Here is a 25,816-nt window from a genome sequence, read left to right as displayed (position 1 = left end):
AATGAAACTTGATAATTTAATGGCAATAATAAGAGATGTTTCGCCAAATGATATTGTTCCAATAGTTCAGGCCTTACTTGATGAAGGGATAAAGAATTTAGAAGTCTCATTAAGTAATGAAACGTTGGGTATAGGATGTATTGAAACTTTAGCCTCTCATTTTACACCACAACAAATTTATTTAGGGGCAGGTACTGTTCTAAATGAAGAACAGTTGTATTCAGTAAAAAATGCTGGAGTTCAGTATATTATTACGCCTGGTTGGAATAAAGAACTAGTGAAGAAAGCTTTAGAAACAGATTTAACAGTATATCCAGGAGTATATACTCCTGGAGAAATTGCGGAAGCTTTAGAACTGAACATTGACTACCTTAAGCTATTCCCTATAAACGGTCTCAATGAGAATTATTTAAAAGCTATTAGAGGTCCGTTTCCAAAGGTAAATATTATGGCTGTTGGTGGAGTTACGCCGGAAAATATTAAATTCTACAAAAAATTAGGTATACATCACTTTGGGATTGGCAGTGAACTAGTTCCTAGAGGAGCAACTCAAAAAGATATCCCTGTTATTAAAAGTAATGCTAAATTATTTATTAGTTCAATAAAGAAAGCGAATGAAATTGATGGAAAATCAACCGAAACTAATGATTAATATGACACGAGACGAAGTTAAAAAGGGTTTAGCTGAATTTCCAGTTGTAATATTACCTTTAGGTGCAACTGAACAACACGGTCACCATTTACCATTAGGTGTAGATATTTACCTCTCCGAATATTTTTCGAAGGAAGTAGCCAAAGCAACTGGTGCTCTTGTAGCACCAACACTTCCTTTTGGCTATTCCTGGGTTTGGAGAGATATTCCTGGAACTATATCGCTACAACAAGATTTAGTAGAAGCGGTTATCAAAGATGTTGCTCATAGCGTATCACGTTATGGAGGAAAGATGCTTGTTTTAATAAATGGACATGATTCTAACAACTCATCTATGAAGTATGCAGTTAGAGAGTTGGATGAAGAGCTTGATATGCCAGTCATTTACCTCTTCTATCCTCGATTGAGTGAAGTAATTAAAGAAGTATGTGAGTCTCCAACTTGGAATGGTATGATTCATGCGTGCGAGTTTGAGACCTCATTAATGCTCCATGTTAATGAAGCACTAGTTGATATGAACAAAACTGTTGAGGAATATCCTGAAACACCAAATCTCTACGGAGCATCTACAATTTCACTTGGTGATTTGAGTAAAAGTGGTGTATTCGGAGATTCCACTCTTGCTACAAAAGACAAAGGTAAGAAGATGGCAGAAATATTTACTGATAAAATGATTAAACTAGTAAATGAAGGCTATAAAGAATTTGTTATAAGACAATAATAGTATGCATACAAAAAGGCCTCAGATAAATTTCACTGAAACAGGATTAAAGTTAAACCTTGCAAAGTCTTCTATTAACCATACCATCAGTAATTTTGAAGCGGAGCTAGAGCGATCTATTATTTTCTGCAATCGTCCAATCCCAGAAGCTAATAAGCGAATTATATCTATATGCTTAGGAACTTTCACAGCGATATAATCAATTAAACTATTGACCAAGTTAGGGAATAAAGGGATTCATCTCTTAAATTTATGATGAACTATATATAAGTATATATAAGTTGATTGGAGTAGAGGCTGGGCGACTCCTTCGTGACCAAACATTGTGTTGCTGCCGCTTCGCTTTCGCACAAAAAACATCTGTTGCTGCCGCTTCGCTTTCGCACAAAAAACATCTGTTGCTGCCGCTTCGCTTTCGCACAAAAAGCATCTGTCGTTGCCGCTGCGTTTGCACTACGCTTTCGCACAAAAAGCATCTGTTGCCCGACGCCCCCAGGAAAGCGCCCAGTCGGAACGGAAATCAACCATACATTATGACGAAGAGCTCTAACTAAGGAAATCCTTAAAGATGCTTATTCGTCATTTTTTATTATATTTCGGTAATCTTCTACCCCATCCGTGAATAAAATTCCTAAATAGGTGAAGAAACATTGTCTTTCGACTTCTTGTATCAATTATTTGGCGTATGTTGTTTGAAAAGAAGAAAATAGCTATTACTCTGTAATATTTCTTTTTTTATCTGGTCAATAAATTTAAGGTATGATACATTCATTAAAAACTGAATTATCCGAAAATTTTATCGAAACCTGAAATTGGAGGTGTGTACTATACATGACGCTGTTTTTCATCCTATTGAGGTAAATAAAATTTCAATGAGGGACGCAACGCCAACAGTTCGTGAAAATGGCGAGCCATTCATTCAAATCGGAGAACAACATTCGAGGATTTTTGTTAACCCAATTTACTATCATCAAAAAATACCAAACAGTTTACAAGCAATTTATTTACGTCAGAGTGTGTATGAACGATTAACACAAGCGCTATTATTATTATCTAAAAATTATAGCCTTATTTTATATGATGGCTATCGTCCGTTCCAAGTGCAGCAATATTTGTTTACGAGTTTTTCAAAGCAAATCGCACAAATTTCCCCCCATTTGACTGAGCAAGAGGTTGAAAGAGAAACGCGAAAGTATGTTGCGTTTCCGAGTATTGATCATGCTCATTTTGCCCCTCATTTAACAGGGGGAGCGATTGATGTGACACTAGGAGATTTAGATGGCAATGCTTTAAATTTAGGTACAGCATTTGATGAAATCAGTGAAAAGTCTGCAACACGCTATTTTGAACAACATCCAGAGGAAGATTGGGAAGCCTGTGTTCATCGACGTCTTCTGTATAACTGTATGACAATGGTTGGCTTTACGAATTATTCAGAGGAATGGTGGCATTACGATTTTAATAATGTTTCATGGGCAAGACGTGTAGGTGCGCAAGAAGCTAGTTATGGGGCTGTGGAAGCAATGATCCAAGACAATAAAGTAAAGGAGTTTCGATTTCTATGAAGGTCTATATTAGTGCAGATATTGAAGGGATTACTGGCACAACAGCTTGGAGTGAGACGGAGCTAAACGCGCCAGATTATCAGTTTTTCCAAAAGCAAATGACAAAGGAAGTAGAGGCCGCTATAGAGGGGGCTATTCTTGGTGGAGCGACCGAAATTTTATTAAAGGATGCTCATGATTCAGCACGTAATCTTGATATTTCTAATCTACCAATAAACTGCAAGATCATTCGTGGCTGGACGTATGACCCGATGTGTATGGTTGCAGGACTTGATAAGAGCTTTGATCGTGCAATTTTTATTGGCTATCACAGTAAAGGAGGAAGTGAACGTAATCCTTTAGCGCATACGCTTTGTGTTTTTGCGGATGTGAAAATTAATGGGGAGTACGCGAGCGAATTTTTAATTAATACGTACGCGGCTGCTTTACATGGTGTTCCAGTTTCGTTTGTCAGTGGAGATGTGGGATTAACAGAGGAAATTCAATCTATCAATAATAACATCATCACATTTGCCACGAAAGAAGGGATAGGGAATGCGACCATTAGCGTGAGTCCACAGCTGACGATTATGGAAACGAAACGACTTGTTGAGGACTCGATGAAGGTACCTCGGGAAGATTTACAAGTGACATTACCTGAGCGCTTTGAAGTGGAAATCATTTATCGTGATCATACACGAGCGTATCGAAATTCTTTCTATCCGAATGCTACGTTTAAACCACATAATACAGTGGAATTCGTAACAGATGATTTTTATGAGGTGCTTCGGATTTTACAGTTCTTAACATAAATAACTTAAAGGTAGGTGAATGGATGAAAATTAAAAATATTGTCGTGGGAAAGGTGGAGGCACCGCTTATAACATCGTTTAAAACAGCACTGAGAACAGTGCATAGCATTCACAATATTGCCGTCTATGTCCATGCTGATAATGGGCAAATAGGCATCGGTGAAGCGGCGCCGACTGCAGCCATTACTGGTGAAACACTAGGGTCTATTTCGCACGCTATAGAAGAGTATATAAAGCCTGCCATTATCGGGATGGATATTGAAGAATTGACAGAAATCATGGATCGAATTGATAGCAGTATTTATCAAAACACCAGTGCAAAAGCTGCGGTAGATATGGCGATTTATGATTTATTTGCGAAACACTATCAAACACCTCTCTATAAATTATTAGGGGGCTATCGGAAAGAATTAATAACAGATATTACGATAAGTGTAAATGATTCTGAAGAAATGGTGAAGGATAGTATAGCCGCTGTACAACGAGGTTTTCAAATTTTAAAAATCAAGGTGGGGAAAGACCCAGCAGGTGATGTAGAGCGAGTTGTTGCCATTCGTGATGCAGTTGGACACGCCGTAACATTACGAGTTGACGCGAATCAGGGCTGGACACCGAAGCAAGCTGTACAAATTATTGGTGCACTTGAAGATGCAGGTGCAAATGTTGAATTGGTTGAGCAGCCTGTTCATTGCCATGATCTAGTAGGAATGCAATTCGTGACGGCTAATACATTGACAAATATTTTGGCGGATGAAAGTGTTTTCTCTGCAAAAGATGCCTATACAATTATTGAAAGGCGAGCTGCGGATTTGATTAATATTAAGCTCATGAAAACAGGAGGTATTTATCAAGCACAAAAAATTTGCCACATTGCAGAGGCAAACGACATACCATGCATGATTGGCTGTATGCTAGAGACAAAAATTAGCGTAAGTGCCGCTGCACATTTTGCCGCATCACAGAAAAATATTACGATGGTAGATTTAGACGGACCTAGTCTATGTTTGAAAGATCCTATTGATGGTGGTCCAATATTTGAAAATGATCGAATTAGGATGACGGATGCAGTTGGAATTGGATTTTCATAATAAAGTGCAGCTTCAATCAGTGAGGGGGCGTCAACCCTACTGACTGTAAATAGAACCTATCGGGCTTTATGGATAGTTGATCTCCCACTTTTATTTTTTGCTTTTCTAACATCTTGAAGTGGGATTTTTACTGTCACTTTTTGTAGATAAAAAAGATTACTAGGGGGATGCTTATGATGAAAAGGTATTGGTTGCTTCTCGTGTGTCTTGTTGTAATGCTTTGTGCAGCCTGTAGTGACGATTCTTCAAATGAAAAAAAATCAGAGTATCGTGTGGTTTATTCGGGGGAAATAAAAACGTTAAATTACTTAAAGACCTCTGAAACCAATGAGTTTGCTGTAGCAGCGAACTTGATTGATGGATTAATTGAGTATGATAAGTATGGTGTTGTACAACCAAGCATAGCCAAAGAATGGTCATCAAATGACGATGCTACCGTTTGGACGTTCAAGCTTCGTGACGATACAAAGTGGATGACACATGACGGTAAAGAGTATGCAGATGTTGTTGCTCAAGATTTTGTAGATGGCTTACATTATGTGCTTGATGCAAAAAATGAATCATCAACAGCTTGGATTGCTACGGTCGTAAAAAATGGGGAAGCCTTCTATAACGGTGATATGACAGATTTTACGAAGGTTGGCATAAAGGCAATAGATAAACATACAGTAGAATACACTTTAGAAACGCCTACACCTTATTTCCTTTCTATGTTGAACTATGTCTGTTTCTTCCCGGTTAATGGTAAGTTTATAGAAGAAAAAGGTGATAGTTTTGGTACAGCGCGTGAAAATTTCCTTTATAACGGATCCTTTATTTTAGATAAATTTGAACCGCAAAATGAGCGAGTACTTGTGAAAAATGATAAGTATTGGGATAAAAACAATGTACTGATTGATCGTATTCGCTATAAATACAATAAAGAAGCGGCTACAGTGGCACCAGAATTATTTTTACGAGGAGAAATTGATTCTGCGAGTATCCCTACTTCTATTATTGATGAATGGTTTAAAGACGAAAAGAAAAAATCGCAAATTCGTCAAACACAAAATAACTTCTATACGTATTTCTTTGCATTAAACTTTAACCCACAATTTGATGCGGAATACGAGCCTGAAAATTGGAAAAAAGCGGTCAATAATAAAGATTTCCGAAAATCTTTATTCCATGCGCTCGACCGTGAATCTGCAATGCTAACTTTAGAACCTTATAATCCAAAAGATTTGCTTAGCAACACGATTACTCCTAAAAACTTTGTCAATGTGGAGGGGCTTGACTATACACAGTTAGCACCGTTAGCTGATATTTCAAAAAATGACTCCTTCAACAAGGAGAAGGCATTGGAATATAAGGAAAAAGCGAAAAAAGCGCTAGAAGGAAAAGTAACTTTCCCAGTAAAAGTGTTAATGCCTTATAACTCCGGTATGCCGGATTGGGCAAATCGTTCACAAGTGGTTGAACAGCAGATTGAAAAATTATTAGGTACTGATTATGTAGACATTATCATAGAGGCTGGGCCATCAACAGGATTTTTATCAGAGGTTCGTAAACCGGGTAAATTTGCATTACTCGAAGCAAACTGGGGTCCAGACTATGCAGATCCATCAACGTATACGGATCCATTCACTGCAGACGGTACGTATAATAAACCGGAGCTAGCTGAAGGTTATACAGAAGCAAACGGAAAATCAAAATATCAAAACTTAGTGGACGAAGCAAAAGCGACGATAGATACAGCAAAACGTTATGAACTATTTGCCAAAGCGGAAGCCTTCTTAATTGATGAGGCATTTGTCATCCCTTATTCAGTAGGTGGAAGTGGCTATGTTGCTTCTAAATTAAATCCATTTGAGGCTCAATACTCTCCATTTGGAGTAACTGCCGAGAAATTTAAAGGTCAGCGAATTTTAGAAAAACCAATGAGTAATGAGGAGTTTAAAGAAGCTTTAGCGAAGTGGGAGCAAGAACGTGCGGATGCATTAGCTAAAGCAGCAAAATAAATTTGAAACTTCAATCAATGCCCAATTTTTGATAGTTGAAATAATCGGGCATTAAGGAAGTTAACGCTGGAAATAAATATTAAGATCATTGCTACATTCAAGAAAAAGTCAAAAGCGATGAGTATTTATCTTCATTCAGAAGACTCCAACCTCTGAAGGTGGCGTGGTGAATGCGGATGTGATTCCTATTCAACCAACTGAATGAAGATAAAGCCTCCGGCGGATGTCACGGATTTTGAATTGTGCATGCACAATTCAAAATCCGGACGCAATTACGCCAAGGCGAAATTGATTCGAGGAGATACCGAAATAAAAAAGTCGGCATCTCCTTCAGTCTTTCTGAAGAAGGAGGATGAAATGATGCTGGGGTATATAGGTAAACGTTTATTACAATCAGTTTTAACACTATTTATTATTATTACGATTGTTTTTTCATTACTACGTTTAATGCCAGAAGAAGGTTATTTAGGGGCAGCAGCGAATAAAATGTCACCTGCACAACAAGAAGTATATTTAACGAATTTAGGTTTACGTGACCCGTTACTTGTACAGTTGGGAAATTTTTACGCTAAGCTGTTTCATGGTGATTTAGGTAAATCCGTTACATATCGGACAGATGTACCAGTCGTCACGATTATTGCAGATAAGATCATGTATTCCTTGCTATTTGGTTTAGGTGCGGTTGTGCTATCTCTTCTAATTGGAGTTCCGCTCGGAATATTGATGGCCCAGATGAAGGGGCGCTGGTTGGACCGCTTAGGGACTGGCTATATTGTCATTATCGTTGCAGTACCAGCAGCCGTCTATTATTTAGTCATTCAAATGTATATTACAGAAATTTTTCATTTACCAATGCTTTTTGATGAGTATAATCCTATTACTTGGATTTTACCACTGACTTCAATGGCGTTAGCACCGACTGCCTCCTATGCCATGTGGATGCGGCGTTATATGGTGGATGAACTAAACAAAGATTATATCAAACTAGCAAGAGCAAAAGGAGTGAAAGAGCGTACATTAATGTTTAAACATGTACTAAGAAACGCTTTTATTCCAATGGCACAATATTTACCCGCAACTATTCTTTTTACCATTACAGGTTCCATCTACATTGAATCCTTATATTCCATTCCTGGGATGGGGGGCTTACTTGTAGATGCCATACAGCGACAAGATAATACGATTGTACAAGGCTTAGTGCTTGTTTTCTCTTCGCTTGGAATTATCGGACTCATTTTAGGTGATATTGCAATGGCCCTTGTTGATCCGCGGATTAAATTGGGGAAAGGGGAGAGTGTACGTTAATGGGAATGTATTCAGAAGAAATAAACAATATCTCAAACAAATCACGTGAAACATTGTTCGAGTTTGCGGAAGTAGATGAACGTCAAGCTGAAGAAACAGCCTATTCTAATTATTCCTATTGGCGTTCAACGTGGAAATCCTTTTTGAAAAATCGCATCGCTGTCTTTTTATTAGTTGGCGTGCTAATTATCGTAGCTTTTACCATTTTACAGCCGTATTTACCAGCGCAAAAATCACCGACTGAAATATATTTAGATGAGCAGACAGGTCTCCAAGCACGTAATATTGCACCAAACACTGAATTTTGGTTTGGGACAAATTCCATTGGGCAGGATTTATGGGCACGTATTTGGGCAGGGACCAGGACCTCGTTATTTATTGGCTGTATGGTTGCTTTAGTAGAGGCAATCGTTGGTATTACTGTCGGTACACTTTGGGGCTTTTCGCGTAAATTAGAGGTGCCTATTACACAGCTTTACAACGTCGTTGATAATATACCGACAACGATTGTACTTATTTTAATGTCCTATATTTTGCGGCCAAGCATTTCAACCATTATTATTGCCATGTGTATTACTGGCTGGGTAGAAATGGCGAGATTTATACGCAATCAAATTGTTATTTTGCGTGATCGTGAGTATAACTTAGCCTCAAAATGTTTAGGAACACCTGATTATCGAATTATTTTAAAAAACCTATTACCCTATCTTATTTCGGTCATTATGTTACGAATGAGTCTAGCCATACCATTTGCAATAGGCTCAGAAGTATTTTTGACATACATCGGATTAGGACTACCGATTAGTGAGCCGTCTTTAGGAAATTTAATTAATGAAGGGCGAGTACTAATGATGTCTCCAGATTTAAGATATCAGCTCATTTTCCCAAGTATTGTATTAAGCGTCATTACGATTGCATTTTATATTATAGGAAATTCATTTGCAGATGCAGCAGATCCGAAAAATCACGTATAAAGGGGGATGATGGAAGTGACACAAACTAAATCACCTGTTTTAACCATTCATAACCTTGTCATTAAATTTACACTTCGTGGCAGAGTGCTAACGGCTATTCGTAATATCTCCCTTGATTTATACAAAGGTGAAAGTCTTGCAATCGTTGGCGAGTCAGGTTCAGGAAAATCTGTACTAATGAAATCAATCATGGGCTTGCTAGACAAAAATGGCTTCATTGATCAGGGGCAGATCATCTACAATGATCAGGATTTAGCGCAGTTTAGAACCGAGTGGGAGTGGCTAAGCATTCGTGGAAAAGAAGTTGCAATGGTTACACAGGATCCAATGACATCATTAAATCCACTTAAAACAATCGGTAAGCAAATCGAGGAATGTGTTCATTTACATCAAGACTTAAAGGGAAAAGTCGCATACGAAGAAACATTAAAATTGTTAAAAGATGTTGGCATTCACGATGTAGAAAAGCGCTATAAGCAATATCCTCACGAATTTTCCGGTGGTATGCGTCAACGAATTGTGATCGCTATTGCGCTAGCATGTAAACCCAAAATTTTAATTTGCGATGAGCCAACAACTGCATTAGACGTAACAATCCAAGCACAAATTTTGCAGCTTTTAAAAAATCTTCAACAAAAATATGGACTAACAACCGTTTATATAACGCATGATTTGGGCGTTGTCGCGAAGGTTGCTGACCGTATTGCAGTTATGTATGCAGGTGATGTCATCGAAATAGGGAAGACGCATGAAATTTTCTTTAATGGCAAGCATCCCTATACGTGGGCGCTCATTTCTTCATTACCGCAACTAGGCTCAAAAGGGGAGCAGCTTTATTCTATCAAAGGTACTCCACCAAATCTTTTTCAAGAGATTAAAGGAGATGCTTTTGCACCTCGCAATCAATATGCGTTAAAGATCGATTTTGTCGAGCGTCCTCCATTTTTTCAGGTGAGTGACACACATTATGCTCGTACATGGCTATTAGATCCACTTGCTCCGAAAGTAGAGCCTCCTGAAGCGCTACAAGCCTTTTTCGAAGAAGGGAGACGATACGCCCATGAGTCATAAAGAAGTAGTAGTTGAGGTGAAAAATTTAAAGGTTGTTTTTGGTAAAGGCAAAAATAAATTTATAGCGATTGATGATGTCAGTTTCGATATTTTTAAAGGTGAAACATTTGGTTTAGTAGGTGAATCAGGCTCTGGGAAAACAACAATCGGCCGAGCTATTATGCGTATCAATGAAGTCACTGAAGGACAAATACTGTATCACGGTAAGAAACTAAATGGCAAAATATCGAAAGAGTGGGATCGAGAAATTACACAGAAAATCCAAATGATTTTTCAAGATCCTATGGCATCTCTAAATGAACGTGCAAAAGTAGACTATATTATTTCAGAGGGACTTATTAATACAAAAAACTTCAAAAATGAGGCTGATCGTCAACAGAAGGTACGCAATGCATTATTAAATGTAGGATTATTACCGGAGTTTTCTAGTCGCTTCCCGCATGAATTTTCAGGAGGGCAACGTCAGCGTATCGGCATTGCACGTGCCCTAGTAATGGAGCCAGAGTTTATTATTGCGGACGAACCAATTTCAGCATTAGACGTATCCATTCGTGCACAAGTATTAAATTTACTAGCAAACCTACAGCAGCAAAATGATTTAACCTATTTATTCATTGCTCATGACTTATCTGTAGTCCGATTTATTACGGACCGAACGGCTGTTATTTATAAAGGTAAAATTGTTGAGCTAGCTGAGACAGATAAGCTGTTTGCTAATCCCCTTCATCCTTATACAAGGGCATTATTATCGGCAGTACCTGAGCCAAATCCTTATAAGGAGCGTGACAAAGTCGTAGAAATCTATGATCCGTCACAGCACAACTATGACATTCAGCCACCGTCATTTTTCGAAATAGAGGAAGGTCATTTTGTCTTGGCTAATGAAGAGGAATTGGAAAGATACCGAACTTCACTAAAAATGGAGGTAAGCAAATGATTCGTCCAAAGGCATTGAAAAAAGGTGACACAATCGGTCTTATAAGCGCTTCGGGTGCAACACCGCCTGAAAAAATTCTCCCTGCCGTTCAAAGTATTGAAAAGCTAGGTTTTAAAGTTGTCGCTGGGGAAACATGTAGAGCAAGGCATGGCTACTTAGCAGGCTCTGATGAACTAAGAGCCGCTGAAGTTAATCAAATGTTTAGGGACCCTAATATTGATGGCATTTTCTGTATACGTGGAGGTTACGGAGCGACGAAAATTTTACCGCTTCTAGATTTCGATACGATAAAAGCCAACCCAAAAGTATTTGCTGGCTATAGCGATGTGACAGCACTACATATCGCTTTTAACCAAAAATGTGGCTTTGTCACGTATCATACACCAATGCCCTCTACAGAATTTATTCGGCCAGAGATGGATGAATATACATGGAAGTCCTTTATTGAAAGTGTGACAGCAACAGAACGTACGGACTACTGTCTTGAAAATCCATCTGGGCGTACAATGATGACGTTTGTAGCTGGAAAAGCGACAGGGCAGCTTATTGGTGGGAACTTAACACTAGTGACGGCATCTCTTGGGACACCTTATGAAATTGATACAAAGGGCAAAATCTTATTTTTAGAAGATATAGACGAAAGTGAGCAACGTGTTGATCGGATGCTTACGCAGCTAAAATTGGCAGGCAAACTAGATGAGGTGGCAGGTATATTATTGGGGGCTTGGACAAATTGTGGTCCTGAAAATCCAAAACATCCAGAGCATAGCCTATCACTACAAACAATTTTCCAAGAAATTTTAGGTCCACTCCATAAACCTATCATAAAGGACATAGCTTGCGGTCACATCTTACCAATGATGTCACTGCCACTTGGTCGAACGATCACAATGGACACGGAGAATCAGATGATAAAAGTTATAGAGTAGGTGAAATATGAAGCAAACGATAACAGAGATTCTTCAAAATGCACCTTATAAAGTGCATATGTTTGTGAAAGATTGTAATACTGAGCAATTTTTCATTAGTGAAAAGCTAGATGACACATTTTCTAGTGCTAGCTTAATTAAGGTGCCTATACTGCTTGCTGTTCTGAATTATGTAGAAAGCAACAACCTATCATTAGAGCAAGAGATTAAGATAGCACCAGAAGAATGGGTAGATTTTAGTGTTATTAGTGAGCAGCGCCTAGAGCAAAGTACCATTTATGAGCTTTTAGTATGGATGACTATTACGAGTGATAATACAGCAACGAATGTACTAATCGATTTTCTAGGAATGGAGGCACTCAATCAATATTTTCGTCAAATTGGATTACTGCAAACAACCATTCAACGAAAGATGATGGATTTTGAGAGGCTTGCAAAAGGCTTAGATAATACTACGACGGCAAGTGATATGGCACTGCTATTCTCAAGAATTTATCGCAGGGACTTGTTATCATCAGTATTTAGTGAACTAACGCTAGAGATTTTAAGTCGTCAACGTGTACACGAATCACTAAAGCGTTATTTAGTAGATGATGTGAAACTTGCTCATAAAACAGGTGGTCTTGATACGGTAGATCATGATGTTGGGATTGTGTACAGCAGCTCTGGTGATTATCTTATTGGCGTTTTCGTCACTGAGGTTACTAACAATGATCATGCAAGACAGCTAATTGGTCGAATATCCAAAGTTGTTTATGATTATTTGGTGAAGCGGAAGGAGACGATAGAATGAATGCCATTGTGACGGCAATGATTGCAAATTTACATGCAAAGCCAGATGCAGCCTCAGAATTAGTGGATGAGGTACTATACGGAATGACGGTTCAAATCATGGAAGACATAGATGAGAGCTGGGTACGCATACAAACCGATTGTCGCTATGAAGGTTTTTGTCAGAAAGATAACCTACTAGTGGATGAAGCAAAAACTGATACTTGGCTACAACAAGCAAACCATTTTATTAACCAAAGCTTCGCCGATGTTTTACAGCAGCCTCGAATTCAGAGCACGAAAATGATGACGCTCGTTAAAGGCTCAATCATCTGTTCGATTACTATTGACGAGATAGAACCTGAATGGGCAGCAGTGCAATTAGTGGCGGGTGAGATCGGCTATGTACGTAGGCAATGGCTACAAGAAAAAATTCCAGAAAACAGCTTACCTGAGCAACAATTACGAGAAAATGTTGTCCAAACGGCGCTTAGCTATTTAGCAACACCCTATCGCTGGGGAGGAAAATCGCCACTAGGTATCGATTGCTCAGGTCTATGTTCAATGGCATATATGCTAAACGGGGTATATATTTATCGCGATGCCAAAATCGTTGAAGGTTTTCCTATCAAGGAAATATCTTTAGAGCACATACAAAAGGGAGACTTATTATACTTCCCAGGACATATTGCTTTATATATAGGGGATAAACTCTATGTCCACTCTTCGCTTGGCGGGAATGAGGTTAATATTAACAGTCTGGACGAACAGCATCAGCAATATAGAAAAGATCTAGCAACATCTATTACCGCTGTGGGCAGCTTGTTCTGTAGCGAAAGCAAAGAGACGCTAGAATTACCCCAAGGCGAAATTGATATAAGTTGATTGGAGTGGAGATCGGACGCCCCCAGGAAGCTCTGCTCTGTGCGAAAGCGAAGCGACAGCAACAAAGCGCCCAGTCGGAACGGAAATCAACCACACGTTATGATGATAAGTATAAAAAGTTAGAGAAGCTTGAACTTGGCTTCTCTTTTTTTATTTTTGAGATGAATAGGGAAATAAAAATAAATCTCCATGTCAAAAATTGCACATGGAGATTTTTTACATTAATATTTATAAATATTTAATTGTTGACCGGCTTCAATTCTATCAGATCGAAGCTGATTCCATTGTTTAATGGACGTAACTTTAACATTATGAGCCTCTGCAATATGCATAAGAGAGTCACCATCAGCTACGGTAATTGTTTTTTTATCTTTGACAGGACTGTCATACTGTTGTAAATCATACTTTGCTATCACTGCATTAAGCTTTTCATCGTATTGTGAATCTGTTGCATAGGAGCCTGTTAAAAACTTCGTAGCATCTGTAAAGGCCTTTGTATTTCTTTTAAAAACTCCTGCATAGAAATTTTTGTTCCAAGAAACTCCATTACGCATTAATTTTACATAATCTTGTATGGAAGCCTCATAGGAAGGATATTTGCGAAATTCAGCCATCACTCTAGTCATATTACCTGAACCATCATCCTCAGATGTTTCAAATGTAACGGAGTTATTTTGGTAACTACCTTTCATACCAAATAAATTGTTATTTGGAGCAGATCCAAGGCCACTTTGTCCATGCTCACTTTCTAAAACGGCTTGTGCAATGATAATCGATGCATACAAGTCATTTTCAGCACCTTGTTTCCGAGCAATTTCAGCAATAGCGCCAATAAACTCTTCTACACTAGGGCGATTATCGACAACGACAGACTCTTTAGTTTCATTAGTATTGAAAAGCTGCGTCACCATAAAAAACGAAATACAGATAACAATAACAGTAATCATAAGTCCTTTTAAAAAATTAATAAAGTATTTCATTGTCATTGATGTTGGTAGATTACAACATCTCCCTCCTTTCTTTTCAATAACGAGGTTTATATATTTCTAATTATACAGAGTCATAAATAGAAATACAGTCAGGACTATTTTTATAGAGTACATTATTTATAGAACGAAAAAACCCCTCATTTAGTTCCTCAATTTCCAGCATAATTAGAAATGAAAGGTGATTAGATGCAATAGTTACTTAAAAACAAAAATGGTATTATTAGCATCTCTGAAGCTATTAATTTCGAAAGGAAATCTTTATTGAAAATTATTTATTCGTACTCAAAAACAGTATACGATTTTCTATGGAAATTATGAGACAAATAGAGTAGGGCGTCAAGAGGACCAACGTCTTGATATAAAACAAAAAAAAGTTTGAAATGACTTAGGATAGTGAAATATATATAGGTACATGATGAATCTTTAAATAGTGTTAGTTCTAGACCTACTTTGCTTAACGTATATGAAATGAAGAGGATTAAAATAGTAATTTATTTCTATATTAAAACTTTAAGTCTATGTATATATTGTTGTCAAAACGGTCAAGGTAATCTTTGTAAATGTTGAAGGTGATTTCCGTTCCATTCTAAGTGGAGTAGTTGATTGGAGTAAATCGATACGGCTCATCGGATGCCCCCAGGAAAGCGCCCAGTCGGAACGGAAATCAACCCTCTCATTTTATAGTTTATCAACAATATGTATTTACATTTAATATAGTGATTTTACGCAATAGAGTGTGTGATTATTGAGGAGCATTATTAAAAGGAGCTTATACGATGATAGCATTTGAAAATGTCACAAAAAAATATGTAAATGACCAAGTTGCTGTAAAAGCTATTAATTTAGAGATCAATAAGGGAGAATTTTTTGTTCTTATTGGACCTAGTGGTTGTGGAAAAACAACATTATTAAAGATGATTAATCGATTAATTCATTTAACAGAAGGTACCATTCGAATTAACGGTAAAAGAATTAGTGATTACAACATTCATGAATTGCGGTGGAGTATTGGCTATGTCCTTCAACAAATTGCACTTTTTCCCCATATGACGATTGAAGAAAATATAGCTGTTGTACCTGAATTGAAGAAATGGAGTAAACCGCAAATCCAGCAACGAGTTCGCGAGTTATTGGATATGGTTGGACTTGAACCAGATAAATATAGTCAGCGTAAGCCTAAAGAGCTTTCTGGTGGTGAGCAACAAAGGGTAGGTGTTGTTCGTGCATTAGCAGCTGATCCCGAAATCATTTTAATGGATGAGCCTTTTAGTGCTTTAGATCCGATTAGCCGCACAAAATTACAAGATGATCTTCTTGAGCTTCAGCAAACGATACAAAAAACAATTGTCTTTGTTTCGCACGATATGCAAGAGGCCTTAAAACTTGGTGATCGCATATGTGTAATGAAGGATGGAGAGATTGTACAGATTGGTACTCCTCGTGAAATCATAGAAAATCCTGTTAATGATTTTGTTCGAGAATTTATTGGGGTAACAGAGTATGGGATGAATACATTCAATATCCAAGCTGTAATCGAACCAATAGCTGATGAAGATAATCAAAGAAATCGGGAGAACACCATTTCTTCCAAAGATTCTTTGCATACCATTCTTCAAAAATTAGCTCATGATGAATGTTTAGGTGTGGAAGATAACGGGGAAATAATTGGCGTTGTCACAAGAGCATCCATGCTTCAGTATTTAGCGCAAGATTCCTTAGAAAGAGGTAATATAAATGGCTAATTTTTTGGGAGTGTTTAGCGAACGAAAAGGCCAACTATTGGCATCTTTATTAGAGCACATTCAAATTTCCTTCATTGCACTATTTTTTGCAGTGGTGATTGCTATTCCTCTAGGAATCTATTTAACGAATAAAAAGAAAATAGCAGAAAGTATTATTGGTATTAGTGCAGTTTTACAAACGATTCCTTCATTAGCGTTATTAGGGCTATTGATTCCATTGTTTGGCATTGGAAAAGTACCTGCAATTATTGCCTTAGTTGTGTATGCACTTCTTCCGATTTTACGTAATACATTTACTGGGATAAACGAAGTAGATCCTTCTTTAAAAGAGGCAGCGATGGCTATGGGGATGAATACGCGAAAGCGATTAGTGAAAGTAGAATTGCCTCTTGCTATGCCTGTTATAATGGCGGGGATTAGAACAGCTATGGTATTAATCGTCGGAACAGCAACTTTAGCAGCATTAATCGGAGCTGGGGGATTAGGGGATATCATTTTGCTTGGTATTGACCGAAATAATACAGCACTTATTATTTTAGGGGCTGTTCCTGCGGCGATTTTAGCATTAGTGTTCGACTTCTTACTAAAAAAGCTAGAATCACTTTCCTTTAAAAAAACAATGACAGCATTGAGTATAATTAGTGTAGTGGCATTATTAATGATGATCTTCCCGCTGTTAAACTTCAAAGAGAAAGAAGAAATTGTGATTGCAGGTAAGCTTGGCTCTGAGCCAGAGATTCTAATTAATATGTATAAATTGCTTATTGAGAATGAAACAGACTTAAAGGTGCAATTAAAACCTGGGCTTGGTAAAACTTCCTTTGTATTTAATGCACTTAAATCTGGTAGCATCGATATTTATCCAGAATTTACTGGTACGGCAATTTCAGAGTTTTTAAAAGAGGAAGCCATCAATAATAATCAGGAAGATGTTTATCATCAGGCGAAAGAAGGCATGATAAATAAATTTGGTATGGTGATGCTTAGTCCAATGAAATATAACAATACGTATGCATTGGCAGTATCAAAGGAAATGGCTGAAACCTATCATTTGCAAACAATTTCTGACATTAAGCCTATTCAAGAAACGATAAAAGCCGGTTTCACCTTGGAATTTAATGATCGAGAAGATGGTTATTTAGGCATTCAAAAGCGTTATGGTATTACACTTTCTAACATAACAACAATGGAGCCAAAGCTTAGATATCAGGCGATCGAATCAGGAAATATAGATGTATTAGATGCTTATTCAACGGATAGTGAAATACGTCAATATAATCTACGAGTTTTAGCAGATGACCAGCAACTATTTCCACCTTATCAAGGAGCTCCTTTACTAAGGGAAGAGACGTTAAAGAAATATCCTAAGATTGAAACAGCCTTAAATAAGCTGGCAAATCAAATAACAGATGATGAGATGCGCGAAATGAATTATCGAGTAAATGTAGAAGGCCAAAACATAGAAGACGTGGCACGTGAATATTTAATAAAGGCAGGAGTGCTGTAAGACGAAAATCATATGGTACAAGAAGCTAGAAAAGAGATGCTTATCTTTTATCTAGCTTTTTTTGTTAGTTATTATCATAGATATTAAAAAGAGAATTATGTACAACGAAGCGACAGCAAAGTTAAAAAAACATGATTTCACATGCGACTATGTTCTTGGGTATATTTTACTTATTTTCTGAAAACTAAGAGCGATACAGTTTTTTTAGTACATTAATAATTATTATTCAAAAAAAATAACTCAAAAAAGAACGAATGTGGAAAATAATTGAAAATGAAAAATAGAATTGAATTATTCAATAAACAATATATGGATGGTCATTACATCGATAGTATAATTTCTTCCAGTACAAGTTGTTTTTGGACCTAAATGTGGATTAAAATGGGTATCAGCTCAATGTAAAAAGACAAATTTTGGAGGAAAAAATGAAAAAAAGTTTATTTTTAATGTCTTCGCTAATTTTATCAACTTCAATTATTCTTAGTGGCTGTGGAAAAAGCGCGGACGAAACAAAAAAAGACGATGAACCAAAGAAAACACAGGAGGAAAAAGGACAAGATAAAGATAAGGTCCAAAAGGAAGAATCTAAAAAAGATCAAGAATCAACTAAAGGATCAGCTGACTTTGCTTCTTTAATTTCTTATATGGAAAAAGAAACTCAAGGGAAAACTAAAGTTCTTTTTGAAAACAATGAACCACAAGTACATAAAATGGAGAATGTTTCAATTTCGCTTGATGCATATTCGGTAGTAGAATTAAAAGATTTTCACACGGACTTTAATATTCCATTTGGTGAACAAACTAACGGTGGCGTCATTTTAGCTAAATATACAGTGAAGAATGACATGGATAAAGATGTGTATTACATGCCTACTTTAGACGCTACATTCACGGGTGCAACTAAAGATTATACGAATGATAAGTATTTAATTCCTGAAGAAGATCAATTACCAACAAAATTAAGCTATAAAACAGATTATTTGTTAAAAGCGGGTGAAGAGATAACGGGGTATATCGCTTATCCATTCGGTGAAACAGATTTAGCAAAAATCAATGAACTTGGCACAGTAATAGTAAAGGTATCAAAACCGTTTACTGAAAAAGAAAATTATGGCTCTACTTTTGGTTCAGATGGAAGATTTAATCTTGCTTTAAATACGGATGGTTCGAAAAAAGTAGCAAGTAATTCGTCATTTTATCAAGATAAAGTAACAATGGACAATATGGGCGAAAAGACGATGTTGAAGGAAAAAAGCGACATCAATGAAAGTAAGAAAATAGGGAATGTAAATGCTATTCTAGAAGGGTATCAATTTACAAAATTTACACCTAATGAAGTGGAAGCTCCTCGTTTCTCTAATTTCACGAATGGTGTCACTTTATTAACAGTGAAATTTAAGCTAGAAAATAAAGCGTCAAGTGAAATTGGCTTATCGTCTATGTCTTCGAAATTGACAGTTAATGATGGCAAGCAATATTCATTAAGCGAAGGTATGCTATTAAATTACAATTATAATGAAGTTATTAAAGCTGGCGAAACTGGCGAGCTATTACAAGTATTCGTATTAGATCAAGAACAATATGAAAAAATCTGGAAAGACAAAGCCTTTGACATAGAATTAGGTCCTATCCGAAATAAAGGAGCAGAGGATACTTCAAAAGGCAAAAAAGAAACGTTTACATTACCGAAATAAAATGTAGGAGCCCTCTCTTAATTTGAGAGGGTTTTAGCTTGGCGACAAAAGAATACTATAAGCAAAGGTTGATTTTCACTCCGAGTTGGTGCTTTCCGCGGGATGGGCTTCAATCTTTCCATCATTAGTATTAGGGCTTTCATGTGAGAGCCGTACGTTTTTCTAAGTTAAAGCGATATGTAAGGTATGGGTGGGCTCTCAACCTGGAAATATTATAGAGCATATAGAGGATGAAGAATACTAGAGACTCGAAAAGTGAATGATGGTCGGGTCTCAAAATTTTTTAGCATTATAATTGACGATGTGCAATAAGAGCTATAAAATAAAAAAGACCGTCCAGACGGTTTTTTATGCTTTTTTAGGGGGCGATTATATGTCATCAAAAGCAGATTTAAAACGTTCACATATTATCCAAACAGCGATTCAATATTTAAAGGACAATGATTTAAGTACTTTAACTTTAGATAAAATTGCTAGTAGGGCGAACATTAGTAAGGGTGGATTACTGTATCATTATAATACGAAAGATGCCCTTCAATCAGCAATCGCTGAAACGATTTTGAACGAGGTTGTACAATCCTTTGAGCATTTAGCAAGCCTTGAGCAAGGAACAGGGAGATTAACGAGAGCATTTATTTTAGCTTCTCAAAAAGATCTTGCGAGTGGGGCAGCTTTAAATATTGCGATTCAAATTATGCAAAACGACCATTCATCCATCTCAACAGTTTATGAATGTTTACTAGTAGAGTTGTTTCAAGATGGTTTGGAGGAATCCGTTGTTCATTTGATTCGGTTAACGATTGATGGATTGTATTATTCAAAACTATTAAATATCGCACCGATTTCCGCTAAGGCAGCAGACGGTGTCTTTGAACAATTAATGCACATGACAAGGAAGGACTAACATACATGAGTGCTTTTGGTTTTTTATTCATTTCAATTATCTCAGAAGTTTTTGCAAGCTCGATGCTGAAACTTACAAATGGCTTTAAACGATTATTCCCTTCAATTGGTGTAGTGGTTGGATATGGAACGGCTTTTTATTTCTTTTCTCTAACATTACAATCTTTAGCAATTGGCACTGCGTATGCGATATGGGCAGGGATAGGAACGGCGCTAACGGCGATAATCGGTATAGTCTTTTATAAGGAATTGTTCAATCTAAAAAAACTTATGGGTATTCTATTAATTATTGTCGGTGTGGTTATTCTTAACCTTGCTGGTAGCGGACATTAAGGAGGAATTTGTAATGAAGGGTTATCTATTTTTAGCGTTATCCATTGTCAGTGAGGTAATTGCAACAACGATGCTTAAGTTTTCAGAAGCATTTACAATTCTTGGTCCATCTATAGCTGTCGCAGTAGGATATGGCATTTCGTTTTATTCATTGTCCCTTTGCTTAAAAACGTTACCATTAAGCCTTGCATATGCCATTTGGTCTGGCATAGGTACAGCATTAACAGTCATTGTGGGTATCGTTGTATGGGGAGATATTTTTAATCTTTACTCAGCGATCGGAATTACACTGATTATTGGTGGTGTTATTCTACTAAATCAGGGAGACCATCATAATGCGACAGCATAATATACAAAAAGGAAAACGTCCTGCTCTGTAAAATTAAAGATAAGTGAATGTATTATAAAACAATAATATCAAGAGTTTGTCTTTAATGTCACACATTAAATGGAGATATAACTTTAGAAGAGGTTCAAGAACATTTAATTTCAGGATTAAAGAAAAATTATTAAATCAATGAGGTTAATCCTTTTTGGTTATCTAGGTTATTACTTTAAGTTTAGGCTGTATTCTATATTGTTGCTCAATTAGATTGCAATTTAAAACAGAGTTTGGTTTCTACGTGTAGAATCAACTCTGTTTTTTAAAACTAAAGCACCCCGTTAGCCATCCATGAAGCGCAAAAATCAGCTCTTCACCACAGAAAATGAAAGATGATTAAGTTCTTTCATGGGAGTTGGATAAAAGTTATTTCTTCTTTCTTGTTTGAATGTATTTTTCCGTCAATAATCCCGCATTAAACACCGATAAAATTATAATGAAGAAAAATATTACCCGAACGGTTGGATCCCTCTTGTCAGCAATAAACTCAATACTAGAAAAATTAACATAAACAAAGCCAATAGCAACAAATATAGATAAGAAAAATTGCCCTTTTAAAGACTTAATCATAAAATGCCCCCTATAAATATTATTGAACTATCCTGCGTTAGTTTAAGAAAAAAGTGCCACCCCCAGACTTGAAGTAAAGCACCCCCCTTTCGTTCAATTAACTTATTCAACACATTCGCAAAAAAACCTCTTCTTCAACTAAACTCCTTTAGTTGAATAGCAACAATCTTTTAGAAAACAACCTATAACTTTTATTACTTAGAAGTTTAAGAAATAGGCTTTAATGTACAATTAATAATTGATATAAGCTCCTTTTAAATTACTGCAACATTAGATTGATTTAATTGTTGTAGTAAATAGGGTCAACTGTGATAAAAAAGAGGATAGATAGAGCGAATTTATTTAAGCTCTTCTATCCTTTTAATTTCTATACATAAAATGTGTGACATTAAATAAGAATTCACTATTTAAAATAGTTTCAGCTTATATCTTGACTTTTAATAAAACAAAAAGGACGTTTTCTTTTTTGTAGAATCCTTGTTTCCTTTCCGAAAAAAGTCGTCATATTCCTAAGCGCTACATATTATAGCGATAAGGTGTTGAATATTTTTGTAATTGTATCAATGTTTAAGGATAGTTCATTAAGACTAGGGAGGGGGCTGGGGAAATGAATAATGAAAACAAAAGAAACCATTTTCTATGTGAAGCGCTCTACGACATAAAAGCACTCCAGGATATGATAAAGGAATTTCATTCTAAATATTTTGGTCAGCTGCTTGTGAAAATAGTGGGAAGTGATACGATTCCCTTTTTTTTAATAACACACAACGGTACTCATTTAAGGTTAATGGATACGGTAAAACAATTTGAAACAGAGTTTTTTCGCATAGAGGCAATTGATAGAGAAAGTTGTCGAGGAACTGTTTCGCTTTTGCGAGCCTATGATTATGAAGGGCATGATACGAATTTGATAGCAGAGGTTGTCCGCTTAGAGCGAACATCCTCAGAAAAATCCATTGAATTAAGTGGTATATCTGCGATTCAGTTATTAAAGCCTGACATGTTAAAAGGGAAATTTATCATTGAGCCCAAATGGTGAAATTTTAACTTCTTTCAGCGGGTGTTCAAACATCTGTACCTGTCGCTACGCTTTCGGTACAAAAGACATCCGCTGAAATAGAGGAACTCAGGCTAAGAACTTCACATCCTGTGAAAATGCCTGAGTGACCAACATCGTGCTGTTGCCGCTGCCGCTTCGCTTTCGCGCAGATAAAACCCTTTTGTTGTCGCTTCGCTTTCGCACAGTCAAAACACGTTGCTGACGCTGCGTTTGCACTACGCTTTCGCGCAAAAAACATCTGCCGCTGACGCTTCGCTTTCGCGCAAAAAACATTTGTTGGCCAAAAGCCTCCGGCGGATGTCACGGAAATCGGAAAGGAGTTAATAAAGGATGTTAGCCTAAAATCATCGCATCCATGCGATAACGGCTAACTGACCTGCATCGGTAAAAACGGCCACGTCCTGTGGCATTACCGAAATAACCGACATCATGTCGGCCCTCGTGCAGGCCTAAGCACAAAGCCGATTCCGGACACAATGTTTATCTGTGCGAAAGCGAAGCGACAGCAACAATTATGCCGAGGCATAATTGATACTATTAAAATAACATAAAAATTAGAGCATCTGTCTAGGTACACGTTGTAGTCATTGAATTTATTAGAGAGAGAATCCTATGAAGGGAAGAGATTAATGAATGACAATTATTGGAATGTTACATCATCGTCTAGATCCTAGAACTGTTCTTAAGTCATATGCATTTGCGGCCGTTGCACAAGCAGAAGGGGCTCAATTTTTTTACTTTACACCAAAAAGCGTTGACTTTGATAAGCGTTCTATTAGAGGAAAGGTATATGAAAATGGTGATTGGCATGAAAAAATGATGCCCTTTCCAGATGTTATATACAATGCAGGAAGTCCAGAAAAATTATCGGTATCAAAGGACATTATTGAGAAATTGAAAAAGGAAATACCTTTTACAACTCATTCTATAGGGAATAAATGGAATGTTATGAAGCGACTTAAAGAAGCAAAGGAATTTGATAAGTATTTAATTCCATCTGAGGTTGTGGAAAATGTTGATTTACTCCATAAATTTATGGCTTTTTATAAAAAAGTCGTATTTAAACCGATAGATGGCCGGAAGGGAAAAGGGATTTATTTTATTTCGAAAGTAGGAAGAACTAACTTTGAGGTAAAGAAGGATAGGGAAACTACTGTTTGTTCACAGTCACAGCTAGATGAATTAATTAGGGGGCAACTTTCTACAGGCACATTTATTGTGCAGCCCTATATTCAATCAAAAACAAAATCAGGTCAAATTTATGATTTTCGTCTTCATGTTCAAAAAAACGGTGAGGGTAAATGGGTTATAACGACGGTTTATCCGCGAATTGCACCAAATGGCTCGATTATACCTAATATTAACAATGGTGGTTTTACAAATTATTTAGATCCTTTTCTAGAGCAGGAATTTAAAGAAGAGGCTTATGATATTCGGCGTATGTTAGAGCATTTTTCCTTGTCACTGGCTCGCCATTTAGATGAAATTCAGATGGAACAATTTGGAGAAGTTATTGATGAAATTGGCATTGATGTAGGCTTAGATGAGCAAAGAAAAATTTGGATGTATGAAGTAAACTGGCGACCAGGTTGCCCTCCTGCTTTTTATTTAGAATTAGATGTGGTCATCAATACTATAAGGTATGCAATGTACCTTGCTAAGAACCAGAAGCAAATTAAAAGGGAAATTAGGCAACATAGGAAAAATAAGGATTCATCCGAAGAAAGGGCTTTAGTAGAAGAAGCATTAGCAGTAGAAAAAGCTTTACCAGAAGAAAAGGCTTTACCGATTATCGCGATTACCGGCAGTGCTGGAAAAACGACATCAAAAGCATTCCTAGCCTCCATTTTATCGGAAAAATGGAATATCTTTGAGTCAAAAGATTATTGGAATACAACAGAGCATACGAAAAAACATAAAGAAGAAATTAATGCTTCGCACGAGGCTGTTGTGCTTGAGTACGGAATGGCTTATCCAGGTATCATAACAAATCACTGTAGCATTATCCAACCGAATATTAGTATTATTACTAATATCGGTTTAGCTCATGTGGGTAACTTTGATGGAGATATTAAAGGAGTGGCCAAGGCAAAGTCGGAATTAATACATGGAATGGACCAAAACGGTTTATTAATATTAAATAAGGACGATGATAATTCTAAGTATTTAGAGACACAGCAGTTTAAAGGAAAAATCTTAACTGTTGGAATTCATAGCACAGCGGACTATCAAGCTTATGATATTCAATATAAGGACATCGGTATGACCTTTAAAATAAAGCTGCATGGGCAGGAAATTGCAATGTATGTCCCAATTTTAGGAGAACATCATGTTTATAATGCGCTAAATGCTGTTGCGGTTGCAGATTATTTAGGATTTAGTCCAGCAGATATTAAAGCAGGGCTAAATTTCAAAAAACCACCTAGACGATTAACAATTTATAACTGTCGCGATGACATTACACTCATTGACGATACCGTTCACTCTCATCCTCAGGGCGTACGTGCTGCTATTGATGTTCTTACAAATATAGCGAAGAAACGTAAAGTTGCTATTATTGGTCAAATGCGAGAATTAGGGGATTTGAGAGAAGAGGAATACCGTAAAGTGGGCGAATACATTTACGAGCAGGACATAGATTTATTCATCACTTATGGTTTTAGAACGGAGGAAATGGGAGCAGCAGCGAAGGCTATAGGGATGGATCCTTCTAAAATTTATCATTTCCTCAACAAGGATGATTTGCATGCTCTCTTAGAGAAAGTAATAAAACCCCACGATACCATTTTAGTAAAGGGTGCTAGTAAAACAAATATGTTTGACACGGTTAAATTTTTAGATCAAAAATTTCAAGAATAAATAAAATATCCCGAGTAATTGACCTTTCGAAGGAAACAATTATTCGGGATATTTTTTTATAGCTAAATAATGAGAACATTTTTTCAGA

General features: G+C 36.8%; 23 protein-coding genes. 21 read left to right on the top strand and 2 right to left on the bottom strand.

Annotated elements, in window-relative coordinates:
* The first annotated feature begins 1 nt into the window (after position 1).
* From ABH968_RS14250 to ABH968_RS14190, 13 genes are all read left to right on the top strand, one after another.
* Positions 2-652 carry a bifunctional 4-hydroxy-2-oxoglutarate aldolase/2-dehydro-3-deoxy-phosphogluconate aldolase gene (locus ABH968_RS14250; protein WP_370044902.1) on the top strand — a complete coding sequence of 217 codons (651 nt, stop codon included), beginning with the start codon at positions 2-4 and terminating at the stop codon, positions 650-652.
* Positions 624-1,373: a creatininase family protein gene (locus tag ABH968_RS14245; RefSeq protein WP_370044981.1), complete on the top strand. Its 750-nt coding sequence runs from the start codon at positions 624-626 to the stop codon at positions 1,371-1,373. The genes ABH968_RS14250 and ABH968_RS14245 overlap by 29 nt, the downstream gene beginning before the upstream one ends.
* Before the next feature lie 872 nt (positions 1,374-2,245).
* Entirely contained in the window at positions 2,246-2,938 is a 693-nt protein-coding gene (locus tag ABH968_RS14240) for a M15 family metallopeptidase (protein ID WP_370044900.1), read from the top strand.
* On the top strand, positions 2,935-3,729 hold the full coding sequence (locus ABH968_RS14235) for a M55 family metallopeptidase (RefSeq protein WP_370044898.1): 795 nt from the start codon (positions 2,935-2,937) through the stop codon (positions 3,727-3,729). The genes ABH968_RS14240 and ABH968_RS14235 overlap by 4 nt, the downstream gene beginning before the upstream one ends.
* 23 nt (positions 3,730-3,752) lie before the next feature.
* On the top strand, positions 3,753-4,817 hold the full coding sequence (locus tag ABH968_RS14230; protein WP_370044896.1) for a dipeptide epimerase: 1,065 nt from the start codon (positions 3,753-3,755) through the stop codon (positions 4,815-4,817).
* 176 nt (positions 4,818-4,993) lie between these two features.
* Complete coding sequence (locus tag ABH968_RS14225; RefSeq protein WP_370044979.1) at positions 4,994-6,817, top strand: peptide ABC transporter substrate-binding protein; 1,824 nt, start codon at positions 4,994-4,996, stop codon at positions 6,815-6,817.
* Between the two features lie 357 nt (positions 6,818-7,174).
* On the top strand, positions 7,175-8,122 hold the full coding sequence (locus tag ABH968_RS14220; protein ID WP_370044894.1) for an ABC transporter permease: 948 nt from the start codon (positions 7,175-7,177) through the stop codon (positions 8,120-8,122).
* Entirely contained in the window at positions 8,122-9,096 is a 975-nt protein-coding gene (locus tag ABH968_RS14215; RefSeq protein ID WP_370044892.1) for an ABC transporter permease, read from the top strand. Before ABH968_RS14220 ends, ABH968_RS14215 begins: the two co-directional genes overlap by 1 nt.
* Positions 9,097-9,102: 6 nt before the next feature.
* Positions 9,103-10,167: an ABC transporter ATP-binding protein gene (locus ABH968_RS14210; RefSeq protein ID WP_370044890.1), complete on the top strand. Its 1,065-nt coding sequence runs from the start codon at positions 9,103-9,105 to the stop codon at positions 10,165-10,167.
* A complete protein-coding gene (locus ABH968_RS14205; RefSeq protein ID WP_370044888.1) occupies positions 10,157-11,104 on the top strand; it encodes an ATP-binding cassette domain-containing protein in 948 nt (315 codons plus the stop codon). The genes ABH968_RS14210 and ABH968_RS14205 overlap by 11 nt, the downstream gene beginning before the upstream one ends.
* A complete protein-coding gene (locus ABH968_RS14200; protein ID WP_370044886.1) occupies positions 11,101-12,033 on the top strand; it encodes a S66 peptidase family protein in 933 nt (310 codons plus the stop codon). The genes ABH968_RS14205 and ABH968_RS14200 overlap by 4 nt, the downstream gene beginning before the upstream one ends.
* 7 nt (positions 12,034-12,040) lie before the next feature.
* Entirely contained in the window at positions 12,041-12,826 is a 786-nt protein-coding gene (locus ABH968_RS14195; protein WP_370044884.1) for a serine hydrolase, read from the top strand.
* Positions 12,823-13,689, top strand: a complete 867-nt coding sequence (locus tag ABH968_RS14190) for a C40 family peptidase (protein ID WP_370044883.1) — start codon at positions 12,823-12,825, stop codon at positions 13,687-13,689. Before ABH968_RS14195 ends, ABH968_RS14190 begins: the two co-directional genes overlap by 4 nt.
* 221 nt (positions 13,690-13,910) lie before the next feature.
* Here the strand turns inward: ABH968_RS14190 and ABH968_RS14185 are convergent, their stop codons facing one another.
* Positions 13,911-14,636, bottom strand: coding sequence for a glucosaminidase domain-containing protein (locus ABH968_RS14185; protein WP_370044881.1), 726 nt, complete (start codon positions 14,634-14,636; stop codon positions 13,911-13,913).
* A gap of 818 nt (positions 14,637-15,454) precedes the next feature.
* Between ABH968_RS14185 and ABH968_RS14180 the strand changes: the two genes are divergently transcribed.
* The 6 genes from ABH968_RS14180 to ABH968_RS14155 all read left to right on the top strand — a co-directional run bounded on the left by ABH968_RS14180 (position 15,455) and on the right by ABH968_RS14155 (position 21,206).
* Positions 15,455-16,420, top strand: coding sequence for an ABC transporter ATP-binding protein (locus tag ABH968_RS14180; protein ID WP_370044880.1), 966 nt, complete (start codon positions 15,455-15,457; stop codon positions 16,418-16,420).
* Positions 16,413-17,927 (top strand): osmoprotectant update ABC transporter permease/substrate-binding subunit OpuFB, encoded by a 1,515-nt coding sequence (gene opuFB, locus ABH968_RS14175; protein ID WP_370044878.1) that lies wholly within the window; start codon positions 16,413-16,415, stop codon positions 17,925-17,927. The genes ABH968_RS14180 and opuFB overlap by 8 nt, the downstream gene beginning before the upstream one ends.
* A 425-nt stretch (positions 17,928-18,352) precedes the next feature.
* The gene (locus tag ABH968_RS14170) at positions 18,353-19,621 is read left to right on the top strand and encodes a DUF5068 domain-containing protein (RefSeq protein ID WP_370044877.1); all 1,269 of its coding nucleotides are present in this window, start codon (positions 18,353-18,355) and stop codon (positions 19,619-19,621) included.
* 373 nt (positions 19,622-19,994) lie between these two features.
* A complete protein-coding gene (locus ABH968_RS14165; RefSeq protein WP_370044875.1) occupies positions 19,995-20,525 on the top strand; it encodes a TetR/AcrR family transcriptional regulator in 531 nt (176 codons plus the stop codon).
* Positions 20,526-20,530: 5 nt separating this feature from the next.
* Positions 20,531-20,857 carry a DMT family transporter gene (locus ABH968_RS14160; protein WP_370044873.1) on the top strand — a complete coding sequence of 109 codons (327 nt, stop codon included), beginning with the start codon at positions 20,531-20,533 and terminating at the stop codon, positions 20,855-20,857.
* A gap of 13 nt (positions 20,858-20,870) precedes the next feature.
* Positions 20,871-21,206: a DMT family transporter gene (locus ABH968_RS14155; RefSeq protein WP_370044871.1), complete on the top strand. Its 336-nt coding sequence runs from the start codon at positions 20,871-20,873 to the stop codon at positions 21,204-21,206.
* 399 nt (positions 21,207-21,605) lie between these two features.
* Here ABH968_RS14155 and ABH968_RS14150 read toward each other — a convergent pair whose 3' ends face one another.
* Positions 21,606-21,809 (bottom strand): hypothetical protein, encoded by a 204-nt coding sequence (locus ABH968_RS14150; protein ID WP_370044869.1) that lies wholly within the window; start codon positions 21,807-21,809, stop codon positions 21,606-21,608.
* A gap of 607 nt (positions 21,810-22,416) precedes the next feature.
* On the opposite strand from ABH968_RS14150, the gene ABH968_RS14145 reads away from it, so the two are divergent.
* Positions 22,417-22,848: a hypothetical protein gene (locus tag ABH968_RS14145; RefSeq protein ID WP_370044867.1), complete on the top strand. Its 432-nt coding sequence runs from the start codon at positions 22,417-22,419 to the stop codon at positions 22,846-22,848.
* A 654-nt stretch (positions 22,849-23,502) separates the two neighbouring features.
* Positions 23,503-25,728, top strand: coding sequence for a YheC/YheD family protein (locus ABH968_RS14140; protein ID WP_370044865.1), 2,226 nt, complete (start codon positions 23,503-23,505; stop codon positions 25,726-25,728).
* The last annotated feature ends 88 nt before the right edge of the window (positions 25,729-25,816 follow it).

This window comes from Lysinibacillus sp. RC79 (assembly GCF_041262405.1).
Taxonomy (GTDB): domain Bacteria; phylum Bacillota; class Bacilli; order Bacillales_A; family Planococcaceae; genus Lysinibacillus.
The sequence above is the reverse complement of the archived record's forward strand: the minus strand, read 5'-3'. Positions and strand labels throughout refer to the sequence as shown.

Coding starts and splice junctions, on each gene's coding strand:
- ABH968_RS14240 (WP_370044900.1), top strand. CDS start 2,246: ATGAGGGACGCAACGCCAACAGTTCGTGAAAATGGCGAGCCATTCATT.
- ABH968_RS14190 (WP_370044883.1), top strand. CDS start 12,823: ATGAATGCCATTGTGACGGCAATGATTGCAAATTTACATGCAAAGCCA.
- ABH968_RS14250 (WP_370044902.1), top strand. CDS start 2: ATGAAACTTGATAATTTAATGGCAATAATAAGAGATGTTTCGCCAAAT.
- ABH968_RS14195 (WP_370044884.1), top strand. CDS start 12,041: ATGAAGCAAACGATAACAGAGATTCTTCAAAATGCACCTTATAAAGTG.
- ABH968_RS14140 (WP_370044865.1), top strand. CDS start 23,503: ATGACAATTATTGGAATGTTACATCATCGTCTAGATCCTAGAACTGTT.
- ABH968_RS14170 (WP_370044877.1), top strand. CDS start 18,353: ATGAAAAAAAGTTTATTTTTAATGTCTTCGCTAATTTTATCAACTTCA.
- ABH968_RS14225 (WP_370044979.1), top strand. CDS start 4,994: ATGAAAAGGTATTGGTTGCTTCTCGTGTGTCTTGTTGTAATGCTTTGT.
- ABH968_RS14145 (WP_370044867.1), top strand. CDS start 22,417: ATGAATAATGAAAACAAAAGAAACCATTTTCTATGTGAAGCGCTCTAC.
- opuFB (WP_370044878.1), top strand. CDS start 16,413: ATGGCTAATTTTTTGGGAGTGTTTAGCGAACGAAAAGGCCAACTATTG.
- ABH968_RS14160 (WP_370044873.1), top strand. CDS start 20,531: ATGAGTGCTTTTGGTTTTTTATTCATTTCAATTATCTCAGAAGTTTTT.
- ABH968_RS14185 (WP_370044881.1), bottom strand. CDS start 14,636: ATGATTACTGTTATTGTTATCTGTATTTCGTTTTTTATGGTGACGCAG.
- ABH968_RS14220 (WP_370044894.1), top strand. CDS start 7,175: ATGATGCTGGGGTATATAGGTAAACGTTTATTACAATCAGTTTTAACA.
- ABH968_RS14245 (WP_370044981.1), top strand. CDS start 624: ATGGAAAATCAACCGAAACTAATGATTAATATGACACGAGACGAAGTT.
- ABH968_RS14200 (WP_370044886.1), top strand. CDS start 11,101: ATGATTCGTCCAAAGGCATTGAAAAAAGGTGACACAATCGGTCTTATA.
- ABH968_RS14205 (WP_370044888.1), top strand. CDS start 10,157: ATGAGTCATAAAGAAGTAGTAGTTGAGGTGAAAAATTTAAAGGTTGTT.
- ABH968_RS14150 (WP_370044869.1), bottom strand. CDS start 21,809: ATGATTAAGTCTTTAAAAGGGCAATTTTTCTTATCTATATTTGTTGCT.
- ABH968_RS14155 (WP_370044871.1), top strand. CDS start 20,871: ATGAAGGGTTATCTATTTTTAGCGTTATCCATTGTCAGTGAGGTAATT.
- ABH968_RS14215 (WP_370044892.1), top strand. CDS start 8,122: ATGGGAATGTATTCAGAAGAAATAAACAATATCTCAAACAAATCACGT.
- ABH968_RS14180 (WP_370044880.1), top strand. CDS start 15,455: ATGATAGCATTTGAAAATGTCACAAAAAAATATGTAAATGACCAAGTT.
- ABH968_RS14230 (WP_370044896.1), top strand. CDS start 3,753: ATGAAAATTAAAAATATTGTCGTGGGAAAGGTGGAGGCACCGCTTATA.
- ABH968_RS14210 (WP_370044890.1), top strand. CDS start 9,103: ATGATGGAAGTGACACAAACTAAATCACCTGTTTTAACCATTCATAAC.
- ABH968_RS14235 (WP_370044898.1), top strand. CDS start 2,935: ATGAAGGTCTATATTAGTGCAGATATTGAAGGGATTACTGGCACAACA.
- ABH968_RS14165 (WP_370044875.1), top strand. CDS start 19,995: ATGTCATCAAAAGCAGATTTAAAACGTTCACATATTATCCAAACAGCG.